Genomic DNA, 22,878 nt, shown 5'->3' on the forward strand with positions numbered 1-22,878 from the left:
CACCTGACATGGACATCAAAACCCTCGAAGCCGCCGCCACCTGGTATGTGCAACTCAATGACGGCACGGTCAATGAGGCGCGGCAGCGGGCCTGGCACACCTGGCTGCACGCCAGCCCGCAGCATGCGGCAGCCTGGGCACGGGTCGAAATCCTCCAGCAGCAGTGGTCCAAAATGCCCCGGCAAGCGGCTTTGTCCAGCTTGGGGGCAGCCAAGGCCCAGCGCCGTGATGTGCTGAAAATCCTCAGCATGCTGGTGGCCGTGGGCGGGTGTTCGTGGCTGGCCGTTGAGCAGGTGCCCTATCGCTCGATGCTGGCAGAACTGAGCACCGGCAGCCGTGAGCGCCGCTCGCTGCGGCTGGAAGACGGCTCGCAATTGGAGATGAACGCCGGCACCGCGCTGGATATTCACTTCGATGCAACGCAGCGACAGATCCAGTTGTATCGCGGCGAAATCCTGCTGCAAACCGCCCAGCCCGCCGACCCGCGGCCCTTGGTCGTGCAAACGGTTGACGGCAGCGTGCGGGCGCTCGGCACCCGCTTCAGTGTTCGCCAACTGCCCGCTTACACCCGCGTCGGCGTGCTACAGGCTGCGGTTGAGGTCCGCCCGCTTCGCCATGCCGATCAGCCTCTGCGGCTGGAGGCCGGGCAGCAAGTCACGTTCGATCGCGATGCGGTGAGCGCGGTTGGGCTTTTACCGGCTGAATCGGCCGCCTGGGTGCAGGGCATGTTGAGCGTCAATGACTGGCCCCTGGGGGACTTTATCGAAGCGTTGGGCCGTTATCGCCCCGGCGTACTGCGGTGCGACCCAGCGGTTCAAGGGTTGAGCATTTCGGGGGCGTTTCGCATCGATGACACCGACACCGTGCTGGAAAACCTGAGCAAGACCTTACCGGTCAAGGTGCGTTATGTGACGCGTTATTGGGCCAACATCGAGCCGGTCTGAGTTTATTTAGAAAATCCCGGCGCGCGGCCTTGCTGATTTTGATTCTCATCCGTCTTTGACACAAACCGCGATCACAGCGGCTATCTGCCAGACTAACGGAAGGATCACCGAATGCCCCCGCTCCCCCTCAATGCCAGTACCCAGATAACGCGCGCTGTGCGCATGGCGGTGTTCGGCGCGTCGCTGGCCAGCCTGCCCGCCCTGGCGCTGATGCCCACCCAGGCGTCTGCGCAAAGCCAGACGGTGTATGAGATTGCCCCAGGCCCGTTGGGCAGCGCCCTGACCCAGTTTGGCGTGCAGGCGGGGGTGACTATTTCGTTCGACACCGAACAGGCTCGCCACCTCCACACCAGCGGGCTGGAAGGCTCATACAGTGTTGAAGAAGGCCTGGAGCGCTTGCTCGCCAACAGCGGCTTGCACGCCGAGCGCCAGAGCAATGGGGGCTATGTACTGGTCGCACGCAACGCGCAATCGGCCTTGGAGCTGGGCGCCACTCAGGTCACCACCAACCAGCTGGGGTCTGTTACCGAGGGCACGGGTTCCTATACGCCGGGCACCATCGCCACGGCCACGCGGCTGGTGTTGACCCCGCGAGAAACGCCGCAGTCGATTTCGGTGGTGACCCGCCAGGTCATGGACGATTTCGGACTCAACGCCATTGATGACGTGATGCGCCACACGCCGGGCATCACCGTATCGACGTATGACACTGAGCGCACCAATTACTACTCGCGCGGTTTTTCCATCGTCAACTTTCAATACGATGGCATACCGACTCTACGGGACGCGCAATACTCGGCCGGGCAGACCCTGACCGACATGGCCCTGTATGACCGGGTTGAAGTGCTCAAGGGCGCGACCGGCCTGCTCACCGGGGCTGGCGGTCCTGGCGGCACCATCAACCTGATTCGTAAAAAACCCACCTCGCAATTCATGAGCAGCATCGAGGTGGGCGCCGGCTCCTGGGACAACTACCGCACACAAATCGACGTGAGCGGCCCGCTGACCGAGACCGGCAACGTGCGCGGTCGGGCCGTTGCGGCGTATCAGGACAAAAAGTCATTCCTGGACCACTACTCGCGCAAAACCGGCGTGTACTACGGCATTCTTGAGGTCGATCTGGATGAAGACACGCTGCTCACCCTGGGCGCCGACTATCAGGACAGCAACCCCAAAGGCTCCAGCTGGACCGGCACCCGAACCATTTTCGATGCGACGGGCAATAAGCTGGATCTGCCGCGCTCATTCAACAACGGCCCCAAATGGAGCAGTTGGGAGCAGTACAGCCGAACCGTGTTCGCCACCCTGGAGCACAACTTTGACAATGGCTGGGTGACCAAAGGCCAATACAACCATCAGATCAATGGCTACGACGCGCCGCTGGGTTACATCTCACAGGACTCCGCAACCGCCAGTTCGATTTATGCGCGCAAATATACCGGCGAAACCACCCGTGACAGCCTCGATGTCTATGCCTCGGGACCTTTTGAGTTGTTTGGCCGCGAACACCAATTAGTCGTGGGCCAGTCCCTGTCCATCTCTGACTGGAAAGGCAAGGACTACTCAAACGCCACCTACTTCGACAACAACTACGATTTCTATCAATGGCACGGCCAAGCCATTGAGCCGCTATGGAATCAGCCCACCAAAATAAACGATGAGACCACTCGCCAAAGCGGGACTTACATCGCCGGGCGCTTCAGCCTGATGGATGACCTGCACGTGATGCTCGGCACCCGGGTTGCCAACTACCAAGTCACCGGCACCAGCAAAACCAAGGCCAGCGGCAAGGTCGTGCCCTATGCCGGTGTGGTGTATGACCTCAATGACAATGTCTCGGCCTACGCCAGCTACACCGAAATTTTCCAGCCGCAGACGCAGTACCGTGACCGCACGCGCAAGATGCTTGCCCCCGATGAAGGCAAAAACTATGAACTGGGGCTTAAGGGCGAGTTCTTCGGCGGCCGCCTGAACAGCAGCCTTGCCTACTTCGAAGTGCATGAAACCAACCGGCCCGTTGCAGACCTGCTGTTTAACTCCACCCCCGGTGCGGAATACTCCTACATCGGCACCAAGACCACGACCAAAGGGTACGAGGCAGAAATTTCCGGAGAGCTCAGCCCCGGCTGGCAATTGCAGGCCGGTTACACGCACAAAATCAGCCGCGACGACGACCACATAAAAGTCGCGACCTGGGAGCCGCAGGACCAGGTCAGCTTTTACAGCAGCTACAAACTCAAGGGTAATCTGGACAAACTCACCCTCGGTGGCGGCGCACGTTGGCAAGGTGCTGGCTGGCAGACGGTCTACAACTGGGGCTACGACAACCGCGCGGGACGCTACGAAAAATTCACCCAAGACCCGTACTGGCTGGTGGACTTGATGGCGCGCTACCAGTTCACCGACAACCTGTCGGCCACCGTCAACGTCAACAACCTGTTCGACAAAGCGTACTTCACCAACATCGGTTTTTATGACTCCGCCTACTACGGCGACCCGCGCAACGTGATGGTGACCACTCGCTGGGATTTTTAAGGCGGTAGGGCCCCACAAAAATCGGTACAAAAAAAACGCCCCGAACCAAACGGTTCGGGGCGTTTTTTATTCAGATGTCAGACCTGACTGGCAGGCCCGCGGCATCAGAAAATGCTGATTGGGTAATCAACAAATACACGGACTTCGTTACCGCCGACGTTGTAGTCGCTGGCGTTGTTGGAAACGCGCAACCACGAACCGCGCAGACGCACGCTCAGGTCTTTAACCGGACCGCTTTGTACAACGTACTTGGCCTGGTTGTAGATTTCGCGCTCGGTACCACGACCACGGCCTGAACCGTCGTCGATGTTGGTGCCGCGTACGTAGGCGATGTTGTAGGTCAGGCCTGGAATGCCAACCGCGCCGAAGTCGAAGCCGTAGCCCAACTGCCACGAACGCTCGTCTTTGGCGTTGAAGTCAGACCAGTAGGAGTTGGCCAGCAAGATAGTGTTGCCGCCGTCGCCCACGCCGCCCGCATTACGGTAGCCGCCGTATGGGTAGCCGATTTCGCCGGTGCTGCTCTGGTAAGCCAGAACCAGCGAGTGCGCGCCGAACGCGTAGGTGGTTGCCAGGCTCCAGATCTTGTTGTCGGTGCCGTCAACCTTCAGCACGTCACGCGCGTAGCCAGAATCTACGTGGGTGCGGTAGCCGTTGAAGTCAAACGTCAGGGACTGTTTGTCATCCAGTGGCAGGGCGTAGGTCATGCCCAGGTATTGCTTGCGCAGCTCGTCTTTCATCTCGGAGCCGTACAACGAGGCCGAGAAGCGCTCGGTGAACTTGTAGCTACCGCCGAACACGTTGATGCTCTTCAGGCCGCCGCTGTTACGCGCTTCAGCACTTTTACGCGACTCTTCGGTGAAACGACCCACGTTCAGTTCCAGGCCGTCGATCTCTTTGGAGGTCAACAGGGTACCGGTGAAGCTTTCTGGCATCAGACGGGAGTTGTCGTACATCAGTACCGGCAGAGCAGGCATTTGGTCACCGTATTTCAGCACGGTGTTGGAAATGCGGAACTTCACTGCAGCGCCAGCCTTGGCGATGTCGTGAGCGGCTTTGCCGTTATGGTCTTGCTTGAAGAAGTCGATGCCGCCTGCGCCGCTGCTGCCCTTGCCGCCGTCCAGACGCAGTGCGTAGATGCCGAAAGCATCCACACCCACGCCCACGGTGCCTTGGGTGAAGCCGGAGGTGAAGGTGCCGAGGAAGCCTTGGCCCCATTCAGCTTTGTCTTGCTGGTGATGTTTGTAGTCACGGCTGATGTAGGCGTTGCGCGCCAATACGTTCAGGTGGCTGTCTTCTACAAAACCTTTTGCGTCAGCTTGATCGTTAGCCATGGCCTGGGTAGCACCGAGTACGCCCAGAGCGAGTAGACCTATCCGTGTTTTTAACATTTTATTTTCCTTATTTCAGAATAGAGGCGCGCTGTGGGTTTCAAGCTGAAACATTGAGTGGTGGTTGCTTCACATAACAAAAAAGACCCACACGAGACACCGCGCGGGTCATTTAGAAAGTTGGTGCATGGCTTATCGCCACAGGCGTAGGCAGGGATCCTATCCGCCGTTAAGGCAAAGTGTCAATTTCGTGAAAAAATTGTTAATTGCCAGATATTCAAAGACCGTTGATCGCCCCTTAACCTTTTACTCGTCGCAGCCATTCAGGCCGCAGGCGGGCGCTGAATCGTTTGGGCTTTGGGCGGGTGCTCGCAACCATCGCGCAAAGGCATCTGGCTTACCGATAAACGCCCCAAAATCGACCACTTGGTAGCGCCCGTCGAGTTCCAGAACCAGGGTCGGAAAGCCCTGGCCACCCACCTGCCCGAGCAGTTTGCGGCTGTCTTTGATGTGAGTGTGGGTCGGTTCGCCACGGACCGCCTGGTAGGCCGCAACAAAGGCCTCGGTGGGCAGGCCGATTTCAGTGGCCAGTTCCACCAGCACATCCTTGTCGCTAATCCGCCGCCCTTCGACATAGTGCGCCGTCTGTAAACGCCCCAGCAGTTCAAGGCCACGCCCGGCCAGTTGCTCGGCGGCCAACACGGCAGTGATGGGCGGCGCCGAATCAAAGACCGCCGTGGTGTCGCGCAGCAGCCCTTCAAAGTAAGCCTCGCCAAACGGCTGGCCGGTGTATTCGGCAATCCGCTGGTCATGGGGCATGACGTAGTCACGCAGTTGCGCAGACACAGGGCGGCGCTGGGCGCCGGTCATCATCCCGCCGCCATGGGCCACCACCGGCACAATGCCGCGGGCAGCGTCAATCAGCGGCTTGGCGCCATAGCACCAACCGCACAGCGGGTCATAGATGTAATGCAGAACGGGGGTGGTCATGGAGCGCTCCGAAGGTTCAATCAATCAGAGCGTCAGACTAGCGGTAAGGCAAGAACAGAAAAACGCTGCCAGCGCTTTTAGTGTGTTGCGTGAACCGGGCAAATAAAGGACTTGTAGGAGCTGGCGCAGGCTGCGAGCTTTTTAGAAGATCAAAAGATCGCGAGGCGAGCTCGCTCCTACAGTTTTGGGTGGGGTCAGGCTTTGCGTGGGGCGGGTTGTTGCTGGGTCAGGCAGTGGATGTTGCCACCGCCCAGCAGCAGTTCACGCCCCGGGACCATCACCACTTCGTGCTGCGGAAACAGGTTTTGCAGGATGTCTTTGGCCTCTGCGTCCATCGGGTCGTCAAAGCTTGGGGCGATGATGCCGCCGTTGACGATCAGGAAGTTCACGTAAGATCCGGCCAAACGCTCCGACGGATTGCGGTCCTGGCTGCCAGCGACTTTATCCACACCGTCGCACTCTTCCTGGGTGGCGTACATCGGCCCCGGAATCGGCATTTTGTGCACAACAAAAGAACGGCCCTGGGCATCGGTGCTGGTGGCCAGCACTTTCATCGCTTCGTGGCAACGCACGTAGTTGGGGTCGCGCTCGTCGTCGGTCCAGGCCAGCAGCACTTCACCCGGCGCCACGTAGCAACAGAAGTTATCCACATGGCCGTCGGTTTCATCGTTGTACAGGCCATCGGGCAGCCAAATGATCTTATCCACAGCCAGTTGCGCGCGCAGCACGCTTTCAATCTCTTCACGGGACAGGTGCGGGTTACGGTTGCGGTTCAGCAGGCATTCGCCGGTGGTGATCAATGTGCCTTCGCCATCGACGTGAATAGAACCGCCTTCCAGCACAAAACCTTCGGTGTAGTAGCGCGCCGAGCGCTCGATTTCGAGGATCTTGCTGCCCACTTGCTGATCGCGGTTCCACGGGAAGTACAGCCCGCCGTCAAACCCGCCCCAAGCGTTGAAGTCCCAGTTCACGCCGCGCACTTCACCGGTGTCGTTGATCACGAACGTCGGCCCGCTGTCGCGCACCCAGGCGTCATCGTTGGAAAGCTCGACCACGCGGATGTTCGGCACATCGAGCTGTGCGCGTGCGTTTTCGTACTGTGCGGCCGACACCCCGACGGTCACCGGCTCGAAGCGGGCAATGGCCTTGGCCACCGCGGCGTGCGCGGCTTGCGCAGGCTTGCCGCCCAAACGCCAGTTATCCGGGCGCTCAGGCCAGATCATCCAGACTTGAGTTTGTGGAGCCCATTCGGCCGGCATGTGAAAGCCGTCAGCGCGGGGCGTGCTGTGCAAAGTAGTCATAACCGTCAGGACTCCAGGGAACCAAAAAAAAGGGGGATGGGCGCATCAATCAGGCTGGCCGGAAACAGTGGACGCCCGCCTGCCTTTCGTCAAGAAAGGCCCGCTTTATAGCCGATAAATATCCACAATAAAAACCATTTATCGGATTTAACCCCGACAAAAGCATTTTTAATACAGATATAAATCGAGATTTAAAATAGCGCTTGTAGCCTCGCTCCTACGGGGTTTAAGCGTAGGTATACTGCGCCCTATGAACTCGACTCCTGCAACTCCTCGCCGCCCCCGCTGGCGCAGCCTGGCCTTACTGGCGCTGTGCCTGGCGCCTTTGTTGTGGCCGCTGCAACACTTGGCCGAGCGCTATTACCGTAGCGAACTGGCCGGGCAGAACCGCCAGACCCTCGACCTGTACGTGGCCAACTTGCTGGGCACGCTGCACCGCTATGAGGTGCTGCCACAAATTCTGGGCGAGTTGCCCGCGCTGCGTAATTCGCTGGCCGACCCGGAAGACCCGCACACCCTAAGCACGGCCAATAAGTTGCTCGCGGAGATCAACAGCCAGACCGGCGCCGAGGTCATGTACCTGATTGATGCCGATGGCAACACAGTGGCGACGTCGAACTGGGACAAGCCCGACAGCTTTATCCGACGCAACTTTGCTTTTCGTCCGTACTTCAGCGAAGCAATGGACGGCAAGTTGGGGCGCTTTTTCGGCTTGGGCACTACGTCCGGCAAGCGCGGCTATTACTTTGCCGCCCCGGTGACCGAAGGCGATAAAAAGCTCGGCGTGCTGGTGGTCAAGGTAGACCTGGATCACACCGAGCGCTTGTGGGGCAACACCCCGGAGCAATTGCTGACAACCGACGACAACGGCGTGGTCATTCTCACGTCCCGCCCGGATTGGCGTTTCAAGGCCACGCGCAAACTGTCGCCGCAAGAGCAACAAGACATTTTCGCCATCCTGCCCTACCCGACGCGCAACCTGCAGCCGCTGAACATCAACCCGGATTCGTGGGTGGTACAAACGCAAAAAATCGACGAGACCGGCTGGAGCGTGAACATTCTCGCGCCCCGCACCTTGATCGATCGCCCGGTGCGGACCGTACTGGCCATTGGCGCGGCCACCCTGCTGGTGGTCATGCTGCTGATCAGCTTGATGATGCAACGCCGCCGTCATTACCTGGAGCGCATCGCCTTCGAAGCCAAGGCCCGGCGTGAACTCGAAGGCCGGGTGGCCGAGCGTACCAGCGACCTTGAAGGCCTCAACCAGCGCCTGCGCAAAGAAGTGCTGGAGCGCGAGCATGCCCAGCAAGAACTGGTGCGCGCTCAGGATGATCTGGTGCAGGCCGGCAAGCTGTCCGCACTGGGCACCATGTCGGCCAGCATCAGCCACGAACTCAACCAGCCGCTGGCGGCCATCCGCAGCTATGCGGAAAACGCCGAAGTGTTGCTCGACCATCAACGCACTGAAGACGCGCGCAGCAACCTCAAGCTGATCAACGAACTGACCGGGCGCATGTCTTCGATCATTGCGCACCTGCGCGCCTTCGCCCGGCGCGATCGCCATGCGCCTGAAAGCGTGGCGCTGCAACCGGCGCTGGACGATGCCCTGGCCTTACTGGCCAAACGTCGGCGCAGCATGGAGGTCGAACTGATCCGCGACCTGCCTGCGGCCACGCTGTGGGTCGAAGCCGGTGAAACCCGTTTGCGTCAGGTGCTGGGCAACCTGCTGGCCAACGCCCTCGATGCGCTCACCGAAAAAGGCCCGCCCCGGCGGTTGTGGCTAAGTGCCCAATCCACGCCCGAGGGCGTCACTGTGTACATTCGCGACAACGGCCCGGGCTTTTGCATGGAAGCGTTGGGCCGCGCCGGTGAACCGTTTTACACCACCAAAACCCGCACCCAAGGGTTGGGCCTGGGGCTGGCCATCTGCGACACATTAATCCGTGCGTTTGGCGGCGAATTGTTGTTCGCCAACCATAAAGAAGGCGGCGCCTTAATTACCCTACGACTGCGCGCCGGTGCACCGGGCGTAAGCTTACAAGCTTCAGAGGACTCCAGGTCATGAGCCAACCCATTGATCCGCGTGTACAGGTCATCTTGATCGATGATGATCCGCACCTGCGCCAGGCGCTCTGCCAAACCCTGGACCTGGCCGGGCTTAAAGTGCTGCCGCTGGCCGAAGCCAACGGCCTGGCCGAGCGCATCTCACGAGACTGGGCGGGCGTGGTGGTCAGTGACATCCGCATGCCGGGCATGGACGGGCTGGAGCTGCTCACCCATCTGCACGCGCAAGACCCCGAGCTGCCGGTACTGTTGATCACCGGCCATGGTGATGTGCCCTTGGCGGTGCAGGCCATGCGCACGGGCGCTTACGACTTTCTGGAAAAACCCTTTGCCAGCGACGCCCTGCTCGACAGCGTGCGCCGTGCCCTGGCCCTGCGCGCACTGGTGCTGGACAACCGCAGCCTGCGCCTGGCGCTCAGCGATCGCCAGCAACTGAGCGCACGGCTGGTGGGGCAATCTTCGGCCATGCTGCGCCTGCGCGAGCAAATCGGCGCCCTTGCCGGGACCAAGGCAGACGTATTGATTCTGGGCGAAACCGGCTCCGGCAAAGAAGTCGTCGCACGGGCACTGCACGACCTGTCGAGCCGCCGCAACGGCCCGTTCGTGGCGATCAACGCCGGGGCGCTGGCCGAGTCGGTGGTCGAAAGCGAATTGTTCGGCCATGAACCCGGCGCGTTTACCGGCGCGCAAAAACGCCGTATCGGCAAATTCGAGTTCGCCAATGGCGGGACATTGTTCCTCGACGAAATCGAAAGCATGAGCCTGGATGTACAGGTCAAGTTGCTGCGTTTGTTGCAAGAGCGCGTGGTTGAGCGTTTGGGCGGCAACCAGCTGATCCCGCTGGATATCCGGGTGATCGCCGCCACCAAGGAAGACCTGCGTCAGGCCGCCGACCAAGGGCGTTTTCGCGCCGACTTGTACTACCGGCTCAACGTCGCGCCGCTGCGTATTTCGCCATTGCGCGAACGCGGTGAAGACGTGCTGGTGCTGTTCCAGCACTTTGCCGACGAGGCCAGCGCCCGCCACGGTCTGGCGCTCAACGTGTTGCAACCGGGCCAGCGGGCGCAGTTATTGCGCCACACCTGGCCGGGCAATGTGCGTGAACTGCAAAACGTCGCTGAGCGCTTTGCCCTGGGTCTGGAATTGGCCCTGGACGAAGGCGCTAGCGACGGCACAACGTCGTCTGAACATGAAGTGTCTGGCAACTTGAGCGAGCAGGTCGAACACTTCGAAAAGAGCCTGATTGCTGCCGAGCTTGAGCGCTCACACAGCTCGATGCGCAGCCTCGCCGAAGCGCTGGGCGTGCCGCGCAAAACCCTGCACGACAAATTGCGCAAACACGGCCTGCACTTCGAGAGCGGCAGCCACCCTCACACCGATGAACTTGATTGACCTGAACAGGATCCGCGCATGAACCGCGACAGTCGTTATCTGGAATCCATCCTTCATCACGACATTCCGCTGACCCGTGAAATGGGCCTCAAAGTGGTTGGTTGGCAGGATCGGCAATTGCGTTTGCACCTGCCGCTGGACGCCAACATCAACCATAAAAGCACCATGTTTGGCGGCAGCTTGTATTGCGGCGCGGTGCTGGCCGGTTGGGGCTGGTTGCATCTGAGCCTGCGTGAGGCCGGGATCGAAGACGGGCACATCGTGATTCAAGAAGGCCACATCAGCTACCCGCTGCCGGTGATCCAAGACGCCATCGCGCTGTGCGATGCGCCAACAGACGCCGCGTGGAACAAGTTCCTGGCCATGTACAAACGCCACGGCCGCGCTCGTTTAACCCTTGAGACGCGGATGATCAACGCCGACGGCGGGGACGATGCGGTGCGGTTTAACGGGCAGTATGTGTTGCATCGCTAGCTTGCTGTTCGCCAACACCTTGTAGGAGCGAGCTTGTCTCGCGATCTTTTGATCGTTTAAAAGATCGCGAGGAGAGCTCGCTCCTACAGAGGGGTGGCTTTTAACCTTGCGCCAACGCCAACAACTGCTCACGCCATGGCGCTTTTGCAGGCAACGCCAAAAAATGGCCATTGAGCAGCGAGTCCCGCGCCGGATACGTGAACGGCTGGCCATCGAGCTGCAACACCACCCCGCCCGCCCCTTCAAGCACGCCTTGTGCGGCGGCTGTGTCCCATTGCGAGGTCGGCGCCAGACGCGGGTAACAATCTGCCGCGCCTTCGGCCAGCAAACAGAACTTCAATGAACTGCCAATGTTGGCGGTTTCTACCTTCCCGACGGCCGTCTCCAGCCCGGCCAGCAAGCGCTCTTGCTCGGGGCTTGAATGCCGGCGGCTGGCGACCACGATCAGCGGCTCACCGGCGGGCGGCACGTCGCGCACATTGATCGGCACGATCACGTCCGCATCCACCCGCCAGGCGCCCAGGCCCGTGCCACCGTAGTAGCAACGACCACTGGTGGGCATTGAAACCACGCCGAACACCACGCGACCGTCCTCGATCAGGGCAATGTTGACGGTGAATTCTTCGCTGCCGGAGATGAACTCCTTGGTGCCGTCCAACGGATCAACCAGCCACCAGCGTGTCCAGCCAGCGCGCACGCTCTGCGCGATGTTAGCGTCTTCTTCCGACAGCACCGGGATGCTCGGGTCCAACGCCGTCAGGCCATCAAGCAAAATGTGGTGCGCCGCAAGGTCAGCTGCGGTGACTGGAGAGTTATCGTCTTTGGCGGTGACGGCAACATCCGCACGCCAAAACGGCAAAATGGCCTCGCCCGCACGGTGCGCGAGTTCAATCACCGGGGCCAACAAAGGGTGGGCAAGGCTCACGGTTTGAACACTCCGCGCTGGGTCAACAGATCACGCGCCAGGTACAGCGCGGCCAAGGCACGGCCTTCGCTGAACTGCGGGTTTTGCACCAGGGCCGACAGCTCTCGCAAGTTGACGCGGTCAACCCGCATCGGCTCCGGCTCGTCGCCTTCGAGGTGGGCTTCATACAGGTCAGAAGCCAGCACCACCTGGATTTTCTGGCTCATGTACCCCGGCGACAACGACAGCTCAGTCAAATGCTCAAGCTGGCGGGCGCCAAAACCTGCTTCTTCTTTCAATTCACGCTCAGCGGCCGCCAGCACGTCTTCGCCCGGCTCGATCAAGCCTTTGGGCAACGAGACTTCATATTCGTCGGTGCCGCCACAATATTCTTCGACCAGGATGGCGTGTTCGGCATCGATCATTGCCACGATCATGACCGCGCCATAGCCGTTACCGCGCCCCACCAGCCGCTCGTAAGTGCGCTCAACGCCATTGGAAAAGCGCAGTTGCACTTCTTCGACCCGAAACAATCGGCTACTGGCAACAATTTCACGGGCAAGTACGGTGGGTTTTTGGCGCATAGCGGCTCCTCAATATGAACGGGTTACTATACCCCGGCTTTTCCGATTGTCTGTGTCGGATGTTTTTCTACTGTGGGAGAAGTTTTGCATGACAGCGTTACCTTGGCGCGACATTGATACCGTTCTGCTGGACATGGACGGCACACTGCTCGACCTGCACTACGACAACCACTTTTGGCTCGAACACCTGCCGCAGCGCTATGCCGAGCTGCATGGCATCAGCCGCGCCATGGCCGACCTGGAACTGACGCCGCTGTTTGAAAACAACGCAGGCCAGTTGAAGTGGTACTGCCTGGATTTCTGGAGCCGCGAGCTAAAGATCCCGGTGCGTGAGCTCAAGCTCGAAACCGCGCACCTGATTGCCCTGCGCCCGGATGCAGATACATTTTTAGCGGCGATCAAACAGGCTGGCAAGCGGGTGATTCTGATCACCAACGCGCACCGCGATTCGCTGTCATTGAAGCTGGAGCGCATCGAACTGGCGCCATATTTCGAGCGCCTGATCAGCTCCCACGATTACGGCTTCCCCAAGGAGAGCCCGGCGTTTTGGGATGCCCTGCAAGCTGATATCGGCTTTGACCCGAGCCGCAGCCTGTTTATCGACGACACCTTGCCGATTTTGCGCAGCGCCCGTGCATTCGGCATCGGTCACTTGCTGGCGGTCAAACAGCCAGACAGCAAAAAAGGCCCGAAAGACACCGAAGAGTTCGCAGCACTGGGGGATTATCGCGAGTTGCTGGAAGGGCTTTGAGTAACATACAAAACGTGTAGGAGCGAGCTTGCTCGCGATCTTTTGATCTTTTAAAAAGATCGCGAGCAAGCTCGCTCCTACAGTTTGTGCGGGGGTTACTCAGGAATACGCAGTGTCTGGCCCGGGTAGATTTTGTTCACGTCTTTGAGCAGCGGTTTGTTGGCTTCAAAGATTTTGTTGTACTGGTTGGCGTTGCCATACACCCGCAGCGAAATCGCGCTCAGGGTGTCGCCTTTTTGCACCACGACAAAACGCGAAGCCACAACAGCCGGTCCAGTCACGGTGATCTGGTCGTCAACACTGGCCACGCCTTCAATGTTGCCAGCCGCCAAGACGATTTTTTCTTTCTCTTCTTGCGACGCGGCTTCGCCGGTGAGGGTTATCTTGTCGCCCTCTACCTCGGCTTTGATATTAGGATTGCCCAAGCCCACGTCCGCTACGTGCTTTTTGAGTTCGTCCGAGGCATTGGCATTACCCGGTGTAAACAGGTGGGCTAGCTTTTCACCTGCTTCTTTCACAAAGCTTAAAAGGCTCATCGGTCACGCTCCTAAAGGTTGGAATATCCAGAGACCTAAGCGTAGACCATCATTCCTGGAGCAACGATGGACATCAAACAGCTGAAATTCCTCATTGCCCTGGATGAAACCCGGCATTTCGGCCAAGCCGCTGCCCGTTGCCACATCACCCAGCCCACGCTGTCGATGCGCCTGCGCAGCCTTGAACAAGAGCTCGACCTGCAACTGGTCAACCGTGGCCAACGCTTCGAAAGCTTTACCGCACCGGGTGAGCGCGTGCTCGCCTGGGCGCGTACGGTACTGGCGGCCTACGACGGCTTGCAGGCCGAAGCGGCGGCCTGTCGCGGCAATTTGATCGGTACGTTGCGCCTGGGCGTAGTGCCGCTGTCGAGCTTCGACCCGCTGCCTTTATTGCAGCGCCTGCACCAGCAACACCCCGAGCTACGCTTTGAGCTGTCGGCCCTGAGTTCGGAACATATCCTTGAGCAACTGGCCAGCAACCAGCTCGACATTGGTGTGTCGTATCTGGACCGCCTCGACCACGAACGCTTTGACTCACTGGCACTGGGCATCACCCGGATGGGCTTACTTTACGACCAACGGCATTTCAACTTTGGTGAACAGCCCCTGAGCTGGGAGGCGCTGATTGAGTTACCGCTGGGGCTGCTCAGCGGCGGTATGCACTTTCGCCAATCCATCGATCACAACTTCCACAGCCGTGGCCTCACACCCCGCCCTTTGTTACAAACTGATGCCGTGCATCAGTTGCTGCAAGCGGTCCACGCAGGGCTCTGCTGCGCAGTCATGCCGCTGGAAGGCGGGCTTGAGGCGCTGACGGACACCCTGCGCCTGCACCCCATTGAAGACGCACAAACCTTGTCCCAGCTGGGTTTGATCATGCGCCGGGAGGCGCCGCGTTCGGCGTTGGCAGAAGCCTGTTTTGCACTGTTTCAGAAATCACTCAACCCGTCTTGATCGACGCCCTCTATCAGCAGATCAACGCTAGCGATTAGACGCGACTTAGTGTCGCGCCTACGCTTAGGGTCATAGACCACGTTGGTAAAGCCCTATGAACGCCAAGCGCCCTTTGTGCGCGGCGCCCGCTCTCAGTACGCCCGCGCCTGCTGCCAGCCAGACTTATCAGTACGTCACGCTCGACCACGACAGTGGCGCAGAAACGGCGCTGGCTGAAGAAGTGGCCCTGGCGATTGCCTACAACGGCATCAGCCAGGCCGTGATGCTGGTGACGCCGACCGACCTTGAAGACTTTATCGTCGGCTTCAGCCTGGGCAGCGGCATCATCCATGACGCCAGTGAAATCTACGACCTCAAGCTCAGCGGCTCAGGCTCGGCGCAGTACGCGCAGGTCGAGATCGCCAGCCGGGCGTTCTGGAACCTCAAGCAGCAACGCCGCCAACTGGCCGGCACCAGCGGCTGCGGGTTGTGTGGCGTCGAAGCGGTGGAGCAAGCGTTGCCGGACCTCAAGGTGCTGCCCGGTGCGCCATTGCCGCCCGCCCAGTGGCTCGACGGTTTGCGCCAGCGCATCAGCGAATTCCAGCCCTTGGGCCAACACTGCGGCGCGGTGCATGCGGCCGTGTATATGGACGCCAAGGGCGAACTGCTGATGGGCCGCGAAGACATCGGCCGGCACAACGCCCTGGACAAACTGATCGGTGCGCTGGTGCGCCAACACATCGACCTGAGCGGCGGCGCAGCGATTGTCACCAGCCGCTGCAGCCTTGAGCTGATTCAAAAAGTGTTGCGCGCCGGGATCCAAACCCTCATCAGCCTGTCCTCGCCCACGGGCCTGGCGCTGCAATGGGCCCGGCGTCACAACCTCAACCTTATTCATCTGCCACAAAAAAGCGCGCCACGGGTGTACAGCCCTGCGCAGGAGATTCAATCGTGAGCCTTCATCATCAAGCCGACCAAACCCCGACTCCGCGCTACAAGCCTTACAAAGGCCCGGCCGGTGGTTGGGGCGCACTGATCAGTGTGGCGCAGGCCTGGTTGACCAGCGACAACGCACTGAAAAACCTGCGCATGATGCTCAAGACCAACCAGAACGGCGGCTTCGACTGCCCGGGCTGCGCTTGGGGCGACTCGCCCGAAAGCGGCATGGTCAAGTTCTGCGAGAACGGCGCCAAGGCAGTGAACTGGGAAGCGACCAAGCGCCGGGTAGATGCGGCCTTCTTCGCTAAATACAGCGTTAGCGCGTTGCTGGAGCAAAGTGATTACTGGCTGGAATATCAGGGCCGCCTGACCGAGCCAATGCGCTACAACGCCGAAACCGATCATTACGAGCCCATCAGTTGGGACGCGGCCAACAGCGTGATCGCCCGTCATCTGCTGAACCTGTCGAGCCCCAACGAGGCCGAGTTCTACACCTCGGGCCGCGCCAGCAACGAAGCGGCTTATCTGTATCAACTGTTTGTACGGGCGTTCGGCACCAACAACTTCCCGGACTGTTCGAACATGTGCCACGAAGCCAGCGGTGTGGCGCTGGCGCAAAGCATCGGGGTCGGCAAAGGCACCGTGACGTTCGACGACTTTGAACACGCCGACGCGATTTTCGTGCTGGGGCAGAACCCCGGCACTAACCACCCGCGCATGCTTGAACCGCTGCGTGAGGCGGTCAAACGCGGCGCTCAAGTGGTGTGCGTCAACCCGTTGAAAGAGCGCGGCCTGGAACGCTTCCAGCATCCGCAACACCCGCTGGAAATGCTCACCAATGGCGACCGCCCGACCAACACTGCCTACCTGCGCCCGGCGCTGGGCGGCGACATGGCGTTGCTGCGCGGCATGGCCAAGTTCCTGCTGCAATGGGAGCGCGATGCACAGGCGGCGGGCGAACCGGCAGTGTTCGATCACGCGTTTTTGAATGAACACACGGCGGGCATCCTCGATTACATCTCCAGCCTGGACGACACGTCGTGGGAGCATATCGTCGAGCAGTCGGGCCTCACCCTGGTGGACATCGAGCGCGCTGCGCGCATGTACCTCAAGGGCAAGAACGTGATCATGTGCTGGGCGATGGGCATCACCCAGCACCGCCATTCGGTCCAGACCATTCAGGAAATCGCCAACCTGATGCTCCTGCGCGGCAATATCGGCCGCCCCGGCGCGGGCCTGTGCCCGGTGCGTGGCCATAGTAACGTGCAGGGCGACCGCACCATGGGCATCAATGAACGCCCACCGGTGGCCTTCCTTGATGCGCTGGAGCGCCGCTTCAATTTCAAAGTACCGCGTGAAAACGGCCACAACGTGGTCGAAGCGATTCACGCCATGCTCGAAGGCCGGGCCAAGGTGTTTATCGGCCTGGGCGGCAACTTTGCCCAAGCCACGCCCGACAGCCCGCGCACGGCCGAAGCGCTGCGCAATTGCGACCTGACGATGCAGATCAGCACCAAGCTCAACCGCAGCCATTTGATGCATGGCAAAGAGGCGCTGATTTTGCCGTGCCTGGGCCGTACCGACATCGACCATCAGGCCGAAGGCCCGCAAGCGGTCACCGTTGAAGACTCGTTCAGCATGGTCCACGCCTCCAATGGCCAGCTCAAGGCACTGTCGAATCAAATGCGTTCGGAGCCTGCCATCATCGCCGGAATCGCCGCTGCCACATTGGGCACGCACCCTATCGACTGGAACTGGATCGTGGCCGACTACGGCCGCATTCGCGAGCTGATTGCCGACACCATTCCAGGGTTCAAAGACTTCAACACACGCATCCAGAACCCTGGCGGTTTCTACCTCGGCAACTCGGCCGGGGCGCGCCAGTGGAACACCCCGACCCAGCGCGCCAACTTCCGCATCAATGCGTTGCCGCAAGACCTGATCGACGCCCGCACCCGCGCCACGGGCAAGCTGCCAGACCTGATCCTGCAATCCATGCGCTCCCACGATCAGTACAACACCACCATCTACGGCCTCGACGACCGTTATCGTGGGGTCAAGGGCCAGCGCGACGTGCTGTTCGTCAACGAAGCCGACATCATCCGCCTGGGCTTCAAGCCGGGGCAGAAGGTCGACATCGTTTCGATTTGGGATGACCAGCATGAACGTCGGGTGAAGAACTTCACCTTGTTGGCGTTTGATATTCCGGCCGGGCAAGCCGCGGCTTATTACCCGGAGGTCAACCCGCTGGTGCCGCTGGAAAGCACCGGTGATGGCAGCCACACGCCAACGTCTAAATTCGTCGCGATATGCCTGGAAGCAGCCAGCCCGTCGAGATTGATCATGGCGAAGGCGAGCTAACCCCCGACAGGGGTTTCAAACTATTTCTTCAGACACAAAAAAAGGCTGCTTTGGTTAAAAGCAGCCTGTCTGAACGAGAGATAGACTCTCGAAAAGTTATTAAGTTCCCCATCAAAAACAATAACTTAGGTAATTGTGTACAACTCGTGTTACTGGTCGGATTCCGATTGTAACCAACCCTTTTGAGCCTCAGGATCGCCCCGTCATTCTTTTGAGGCTCACCCATGAAGCTCACCTCCATTCTCTTGTTGTCCCTTGGCCTGGTCAGTGGCGTAGCCTCGGCCGGTGGCACCACCGAAGCCGGTGTAGGCGGCGCATTGGGCGGGGTGCTGGGCGCCGTGGTCGGCCAGCAACTGGGCGGCTCTACCGGTTCAACCATTGGTGCTGGCGTAGGCGGCGCAGCAGGCAGCGCAGTGGGTGCAGACAAGCGCAGCCGTGGCGAAGCAGCCATTGGCGGTGCTTTGGGCGCAGCCGGCGGTAACGTGTTGGGCCGTGGAGTGGGCGGCAGCACGGGCGCTCTGGTCGGTTCTGCCGCAGGCGGCGGCGCGGGCGGCGCACTGGGCAACTACATGGGCAACAAAAGCGATGCCGATGATCGCCGCGCCCGTGACCGCGACGACCGCCGCTACTATCGTGACGACCACCGGGGCCGTGGCCATGCCTACGGTCATCATCAGAAAAGAAAGCACCGTCATCACTGATACCCCACAAACGGGAGGCCAAGGCCTCCCGTTTTGTTTGGCTCACCGCGTACGCCGGCAAATTGTTTCAATGCATTACGCCCGTCTTTATTTGCCCGAATCATGCAGGCTGCATGATTGTACGTTTTACTCAAAAACCTATCTTGTTGATAAACAAAGAGTTATTCACAAAACCCGGCTTGGCATGGCCCCTGCAATTCCCTGAATGAAGGCTGCACCTCATTTCATTTCAGGAGCACAACAATAATGATCGGGACGACAGAGCACTATCCTCCTGCCCCGCAGGATTCCTCCAACCAGTCAGGCGTGTCCTGGGCCGCTATTTTTGCGGGCGCCGCGGCCGCGGCTTCACTCTCTTTGCTGCTGATTTTGCTGGGTGCCGGATTGGGTTTTTCGGCCGTTTCACCGTGGGCAGATGAAGGCGTTGGCGCCAAGGCGCTGGGCTTTACTGCGATTATCTGGCTGGCCGTGACGCAAATCATTGCCTCAGGCATGGGCGGTTACCTGGCCGGTCGCCTGCGGGTCAAATGGTCCAGCATGCACGGCGATGAAGTGTACTTTCGCGACACCGCGCACGGCTTCTTGTCGTGGGCAGTGGCCACGCTGGTGTCTGCGGTACTGATCGCAAGCTCCTTGAGCAGTGTTGTCGGCAGCGGCGTTCAGGCGACGGCTAACGTGGCTTCCGGTGCGGCCTCAGCTGTCACCAGTGCAGCCGGTGAGCACATGCGCAAAGGCGGCGGCGATAAAGGCCCGGAATATTTCATCGACAGCCTGTTTCGCAATGACCAAGGCACAGCCCTCAGCGAGCAAGATGTGCGCAGCGTCGTAAGCCGCATCCTGGTGCGCGGCCTGCATGACGGCGAGCTGAACGCCGAGGACCGCAGCTACCTGGCGCAGATCGTCGCCCAGCGTACCAACCTGACTCAGCCAGAGGCCGAGCAACGGGTTGACCAAGTCTACGCCAAAGCCCATCAAGCCATTGAAGACGCCAAGGTCAAAGCCAAAGAAGCTGCTGACATGGCTGCCAAAGCGGCTGCCTGGAGCACCTTGTGGGCCTTTATCACACTGCTGCTCGGCGCGTTCTTTGCCAGCCTGTGTGCAACCTTTGGTGGTCGCCGTCGTGATGCCGTGACCTACCTCACCCCCACTGACCGTTAATTCTGGAGAATAAAAATGCGCTCGATTCTGTTGTTTTTTCTCGGCATCCCAATCCCGATCATCATCCTGATTGCGCTGTTTGTTCACTGACAGCCTGAACGATGGCCTTCCTCGCGAAGGCCATTTTTTTGCTTTGATTTAAACCGGCAGGCACGTGGTGGATTTGATTTCAGACAGCGCAACGATTGAGTTCACCTCCTGGATACCCGGCACCATCGACAGCTTTTCGAAGAAGAAGCGCTCATACGCCTCAATGTCAGCCGTGACGATACGCAGCAAAAAGTCCACCGCCCCCATCAGCACATAACACTCCAGCACTTCAGGAAACCCGCGAATGGCGTCGGTGAATTCGGTGAAGTTGGAGCGCCCGTGCGCGTTGAGTTTGATCTCGGCAAAGATCTGCGTGTTGAGGCCGATTTTCTTGCGGTCCAGCAAGGTCACTTGCCCGCGAATAATGCCCTCGTCTTTCATCCGCTGAATGCGCCGCCAGCACGGTGATTGCGACAACCCCACCTGTTCGGCGATCTGTGCGCTGGACAGCGAAGCGTCTTCTTGCAGCAGCGCGAGGATGCGCCGGTCGTAAGCGTCGAGTTCGCCTTGCATAAAAATACCTGTGGATAAGTTATTGACGATCTGAATAAGTCTTTATTTCGCGTAATCGCTGCATCTTAGATAAAAAAAACCGCGCCCGACGTGTAAATATTTCTCCAGCCTAATCAGGAGTCATCCCATGCCGCCGCTGGAAGCCGTCCCCCCCTCAATCCGCCCCGATGTCTGGGCCAACAATGCTGCTCCGTGTGCGGTGCGGTTTTGTATTCAGGCCGAGGCCGAGGCGGATGTGTTGTGCAGGGTGCTCAACCTGTTCGCCTTGCAGCAGCTCGTGCCCCGGCACGTTGAAGTACTGCGCGATGACGACAGTTTCAGCATCAACATCGTCAGTGACGAGCAAAGCTGGCACCGCGCCCAGGTGATTGGCGAAAAATTGCGCAACTTGGTCAGCGTCTTCGACATGACGCTCGAACTCGACCAGCCTGCAAGGTCGGCATTGACCGGGTAATAGCTGGCAACCATTGCGCAAGCCTTCATCAGCTCCAGGTGGCTAGGCTTCAAACACGCAGACAAGGATCCGTCTGCGCAGTGATTGAAGTCGCCCCAGGAGCTGTCTATGCGCAATGCCCCGCCTCATGACCAATGGCTTACCCTCAAACAGCTGCTGCCCGTATTGCTCGCTCAAGGTCGCCTCAAGCAAAGCTGCGCCGAACACGCCTTGATCAGCAGCCGCGAGCCACTCAATGCCCCGTTGCATCCGCTGGTGTTTCTGGCCAATCAACAGCTTGCAGACCCCACCCGCCCCGGCAAACACCTGGACCTCGAAACCCTGACCGCGTGGCTCGCTGAAGAATTCGGCCAACCGTACCTGCGCCTCGACCCGCTCAAGATCGACGTGGCGACGGTCACCGGGCTCATGTCATTTGCCTTCGCCCAGCGCCATCAAATCCTCGCCGTGGCCGCCGATGAACACACCATCACCATTGCCAGCGCCCAGCCTTGGGTCAGCAGTTGGGAGGCCGACCTCAAACAGGTGCTCAAGCGCCCCATCCGGCGGGTGATTGCCAACCCTCAAGAGATCCAGCGCCTGAGTGTGGAGTTTTTCAACGTGGCCAAATCGGTGACGGGGGCGGTGCTGAATGATCAAAAAACCAGCAACCCGGCCAACCTTGAGCAACTGTTAACGCTGGGCAGCGCCAGCCAGGAGCCCGACGCCAACGACGCGCACATTGTGAATATCGTCGACTGGCTGTTTCAGTACGCCTTTGAACAACGGGCCAGCGATATCCATATCGAGCCGCGCCGCGAACAGGGTGGCGCGCGTTTTCGTATCGACGGCGTGCTGCACACCGTTTACCAATTCCCGCCGCACGTCACCATGGCCATTGTCAGCCGCCTCAAGAGCTTGGGCCGGATGAACGTTGCCGAAAAACGCAAACCCCAGGACGGCCGTCTCAAAACCAAAACCCCGGCCGGGGCTGAAGTCGAACTGCGCCTCGCCACCTTGCCGACGGCTTTCGGCGAAAAGATGGTCATGCGTATTTTCGACCCGCAGGTCTTGCTCAAAAGCTTCGACCAACTGGGCTTTGACGGCGAAGACCTGCAGCGTTGGGAACACATGATCCGCCAGCCCAACGGCATCATCCTGATCACCGGCCCCACCGGTTCAGGTAAAACCAGCACCCTGTACGCCACGCTCAAGCAACTGGCCACCCCGCAAATCAACCTGTGCACCCTCGAAGACCCGATCGAAATGATTGAGCCCGCGTTCAACCAGATGCAGGTGCAAACCAATATCGACCTGACCTTTGCCAACGGCGTGCGCGCCCTGATGCGCCAGGACCCGGACATCATCATGCTCGGCGAAATACGCGACCTCGAAACCGCCGAAGTGGCCATTCAGGCGGCGCTGACCGGCCACTTGGTGCTGTCCACTCTGCACACCAACGACGCGCCCAGCGCCATCAGCCGCCTGCAAGAACTGGGCGTTGCGCCTTACTTGATCAAAGCCACGCTGCTGGGCGTGATGGCCCAACGACTGGTGCGCACCCTGTGCCCCGAGTGCAAGACCGAGCAGCCCGTTCAGGCACACGACTGGCAGCACTTCGCCCCCGATTGGCGCCACCCGCCTCCCGCTCATACCTACAAGGCCAATGGCTGCATGGCGTGCCGGGACACGGGGTATTGCGGGCGCTCCGGGGTGTACGAAATCATGCTGATGAACGACCGCCTGAGGGCGCTGATCAACCCGCAAACCGACATCAACGCCCTGCGTCGCGACGCCTGCACTGAAGGAATGCGGCCATTAAGAATCGCGGCTGCACAAAAAGTGACCAGCGGCATGACCACGTTGGAAGAAGCCTTGCGTGTAACCCCGGCGTGATGGACTTATCTTGACTAAAATTTAAACAGTTAAGCCGTTTGCAAGCAGGTT

The 22,878-nt window shown here is 59.8% G+C and carries 20 protein-coding genes; 13 read left to right on the forward strand and 7 right to left on the reverse strand.

All coding sequences use genetic code 11. The features are described from left to right. Positions 1-8 precede the first annotated feature (8 nt). Both AAEZ03_RS06875 and AAEZ03_RS06880 read left to right on the forward strand, forming a co-directional pair. Positions 9-944, forward strand: a complete 936-nt coding sequence (locus AAEZ03_RS06875) for a FecR domain-containing protein (RefSeq protein ID WP_350577162.1) — start codon at positions 9-11, stop codon at positions 942-944. A 111-nt stretch (positions 945-1,055) separates the two neighbouring features. Then, positions 1,056-3,479, forward strand: a complete 2,424-nt coding sequence (locus tag AAEZ03_RS06880) for a TonB-dependent siderophore receptor (protein WP_350577165.1) — start codon at positions 1,056-1,058, stop codon at positions 3,477-3,479. A 104-nt stretch (positions 3,480-3,583) separates the two neighbouring features. On the opposite strand, the gene AAEZ03_RS06885 is transcribed toward AAEZ03_RS06880, so the two are convergent. From AAEZ03_RS06885 to aguA, 3 genes are all read right to left on the reverse strand, one after another. Further along, the gene (locus tag AAEZ03_RS06885; RefSeq protein WP_048366850.1) at positions 3,584-4,867 is read right to left on the reverse strand and encodes an OprD family porin; all 1,284 of its coding nucleotides are present in this window, start codon (positions 4,865-4,867) and stop codon (positions 3,584-3,586) included. 246 nt (positions 4,868-5,113) lie between these two features. Beyond that, entirely contained in the window at positions 5,114-5,797 is a 684-nt protein-coding gene (locus AAEZ03_RS06890) for a DsbA family protein (RefSeq protein ID WP_350577169.1), read from the reverse strand. Between the two features lie 194 nt (positions 5,798-5,991). Continuing rightward, positions 5,992-7,098, reverse strand: a complete 1,107-nt coding sequence (gene aguA, locus AAEZ03_RS06895) for an agmatine deiminase (protein ID WP_048366852.1) — start codon at positions 7,096-7,098, stop codon at positions 5,992-5,994. A 250-nt stretch (positions 7,099-7,348) separates the two neighbouring features. Between aguA and AAEZ03_RS06900 the strand changes: the two genes are divergently transcribed. Genes AAEZ03_RS06900 through AAEZ03_RS06910 form a run of 3 tightly spaced genes read left to right on the forward strand, consistent with a single transcriptional unit; the run spans position 7,349 to position 11,028 of the window. Next, positions 7,349-9,163 carry a sensor histidine kinase gene (locus AAEZ03_RS06900; RefSeq protein ID WP_153392682.1) on the forward strand — a complete coding sequence of 605 codons (1,815 nt, stop codon included), beginning with the start codon at positions 7,349-7,351 and terminating at the stop codon, positions 9,161-9,163. Further along, positions 9,160-10,554 (forward strand): sigma-54-dependent transcriptional regulator, encoded by a 1,395-nt coding sequence (locus AAEZ03_RS06905; RefSeq protein WP_350577174.1) that lies wholly within the window; start codon positions 9,160-9,162, stop codon positions 10,552-10,554. The genes AAEZ03_RS06900 and AAEZ03_RS06905 overlap by 4 nt, the downstream gene beginning before the upstream one ends. Before the next feature lie 18 nt (positions 10,555-10,572). Further along, positions 10,573-11,028, forward strand: coding sequence for a thioesterase domain-containing protein (locus AAEZ03_RS06910; RefSeq protein WP_350577177.1), 456 nt, complete (start codon positions 10,573-10,575; stop codon positions 11,026-11,028). Between the two features lie 100 nt (positions 11,029-11,128). On the opposite strand, the gene cysQ is transcribed toward AAEZ03_RS06910, so the two are convergent. Next, positions 11,129-11,953 (reverse strand): 3'(2'),5'-bisphosphate nucleotidase CysQ, encoded by an 825-nt coding sequence (gene cysQ / locus AAEZ03_RS06915; RefSeq protein ID WP_350577179.1) that lies wholly within the window; start codon positions 11,951-11,953, stop codon positions 11,129-11,131. Further along, complete coding sequence (gene nudE, locus AAEZ03_RS06920; RefSeq protein WP_350577181.1) at positions 11,950-12,516, reverse strand: ADP compounds hydrolase NudE; 567 nt, start codon at positions 12,514-12,516, stop codon at positions 11,950-11,952. The genes cysQ and nudE overlap by 4 nt, the downstream gene beginning before the upstream one ends. 88 nt (positions 12,517-12,604) lie before the next feature. Here nudE and yrfG point away from each other — a divergent pair, with 88 nt between their 5' ends. Next, a complete protein-coding gene (gene yrfG, locus AAEZ03_RS06925) occupies positions 12,605-13,267 on the forward strand; it encodes a GMP/IMP nucleotidase (protein WP_314917481.1) in 663 nt (220 codons plus the stop codon). A 95-nt stretch (positions 13,268-13,362) separates the two neighbouring features. On the opposite strand, the gene lysM is transcribed toward yrfG, so the two are convergent. Then, positions 13,363-13,803, reverse strand: coding sequence for a peptidoglycan-binding protein LysM (gene lysM / locus AAEZ03_RS06930; protein ID WP_048366859.1), 441 nt, complete (start codon positions 13,801-13,803; stop codon positions 13,363-13,365). A gap of 66 nt (positions 13,804-13,869) precedes the next feature. On the opposite strand from lysM, the gene AAEZ03_RS06935 reads away from it, so the two are divergent. From AAEZ03_RS06935 to AAEZ03_RS06955, 5 genes are all read left to right on the forward strand, one after another. Continuing rightward, positions 13,870-14,757 (forward strand): LysR family transcriptional regulator, encoded by an 888-nt coding sequence (locus AAEZ03_RS06935; protein ID WP_350577184.1) that lies wholly within the window; start codon positions 13,870-13,872, stop codon positions 14,755-14,757. A 94-nt stretch (positions 14,758-14,851) separates the two neighbouring features. After that, positions 14,852-15,691, forward strand: coding sequence for a formate dehydrogenase accessory sulfurtransferase FdhD (fdhD, locus tag AAEZ03_RS06940; RefSeq protein ID WP_262124959.1), 840 nt, complete (start codon positions 14,852-14,854; stop codon positions 15,689-15,691). Further along, the gene (locus AAEZ03_RS06945; RefSeq protein WP_350577188.1) at positions 15,688-18,036 is read left to right on the forward strand and encodes an FdhF/YdeP family oxidoreductase; all 2,349 of its coding nucleotides are present in this window, start codon (positions 15,688-15,690) and stop codon (positions 18,034-18,036) included. The genes fdhD and AAEZ03_RS06945 overlap by 4 nt, the downstream gene beginning before the upstream one ends. A gap of 224 nt (positions 18,037-18,260) precedes the next feature. Continuing rightward, entirely contained in the window at positions 18,261-18,737 is a 477-nt protein-coding gene (locus tag AAEZ03_RS06950) for a YMGG-like glycine zipper-containing protein (protein WP_123750987.1), read from the forward strand. A gap of 246 nt (positions 18,738-18,983) precedes the next feature. Next, positions 18,984-19,895 carry a hypothetical protein gene (locus AAEZ03_RS06955; protein ID WP_048388852.1) on the forward strand — a complete coding sequence of 304 codons (912 nt, stop codon included), beginning with the start codon at positions 18,984-18,986 and terminating at the stop codon, positions 19,893-19,895. 138 nt (positions 19,896-20,033) lie between these two features. Here the strand turns inward: AAEZ03_RS06955 and AAEZ03_RS06960 are convergent, their stop codons facing one another. Beyond that, complete coding sequence (locus AAEZ03_RS06960) at positions 20,034-20,498, reverse strand: Lrp/AsnC family transcriptional regulator (protein WP_048366866.1); 465 nt, start codon at positions 20,496-20,498, stop codon at positions 20,034-20,036. Positions 20,499-20,625: 127 nt separating this feature from the next. Between AAEZ03_RS06960 and AAEZ03_RS06965 the strand changes: the two genes are divergently transcribed. Then, positions 20,626-20,952 (forward strand): ACT-like domain-containing protein, encoded by a 327-nt coding sequence (locus tag AAEZ03_RS06965; RefSeq protein WP_350577193.1) that lies wholly within the window; start codon positions 20,626-20,628, stop codon positions 20,950-20,952. Between the two features lie 108 nt (positions 20,953-21,060). After that, positions 21,061-22,827: a type IV pilus assembly ATPase TfpB gene (gene tfpB / locus AAEZ03_RS06970; RefSeq protein WP_502947906.1), complete on the forward strand. Its 1,767-nt coding sequence runs from the start codon at positions 21,061-21,063 to the stop codon at positions 22,825-22,827. Positions 22,828-22,878: the final 51 nt, after the last annotated feature.

It is taken from the genome of Pseudomonas sp. HY2-MNA-CIBAN-0224 (genome assembly GCF_040310285.1).
In the GTDB taxonomy this organism is placed as follows: Bacteria; Pseudomonadota; Gammaproteobacteria; order Pseudomonadales; family Pseudomonadaceae; genus Aquipseudomonas; species Aquipseudomonas helleri.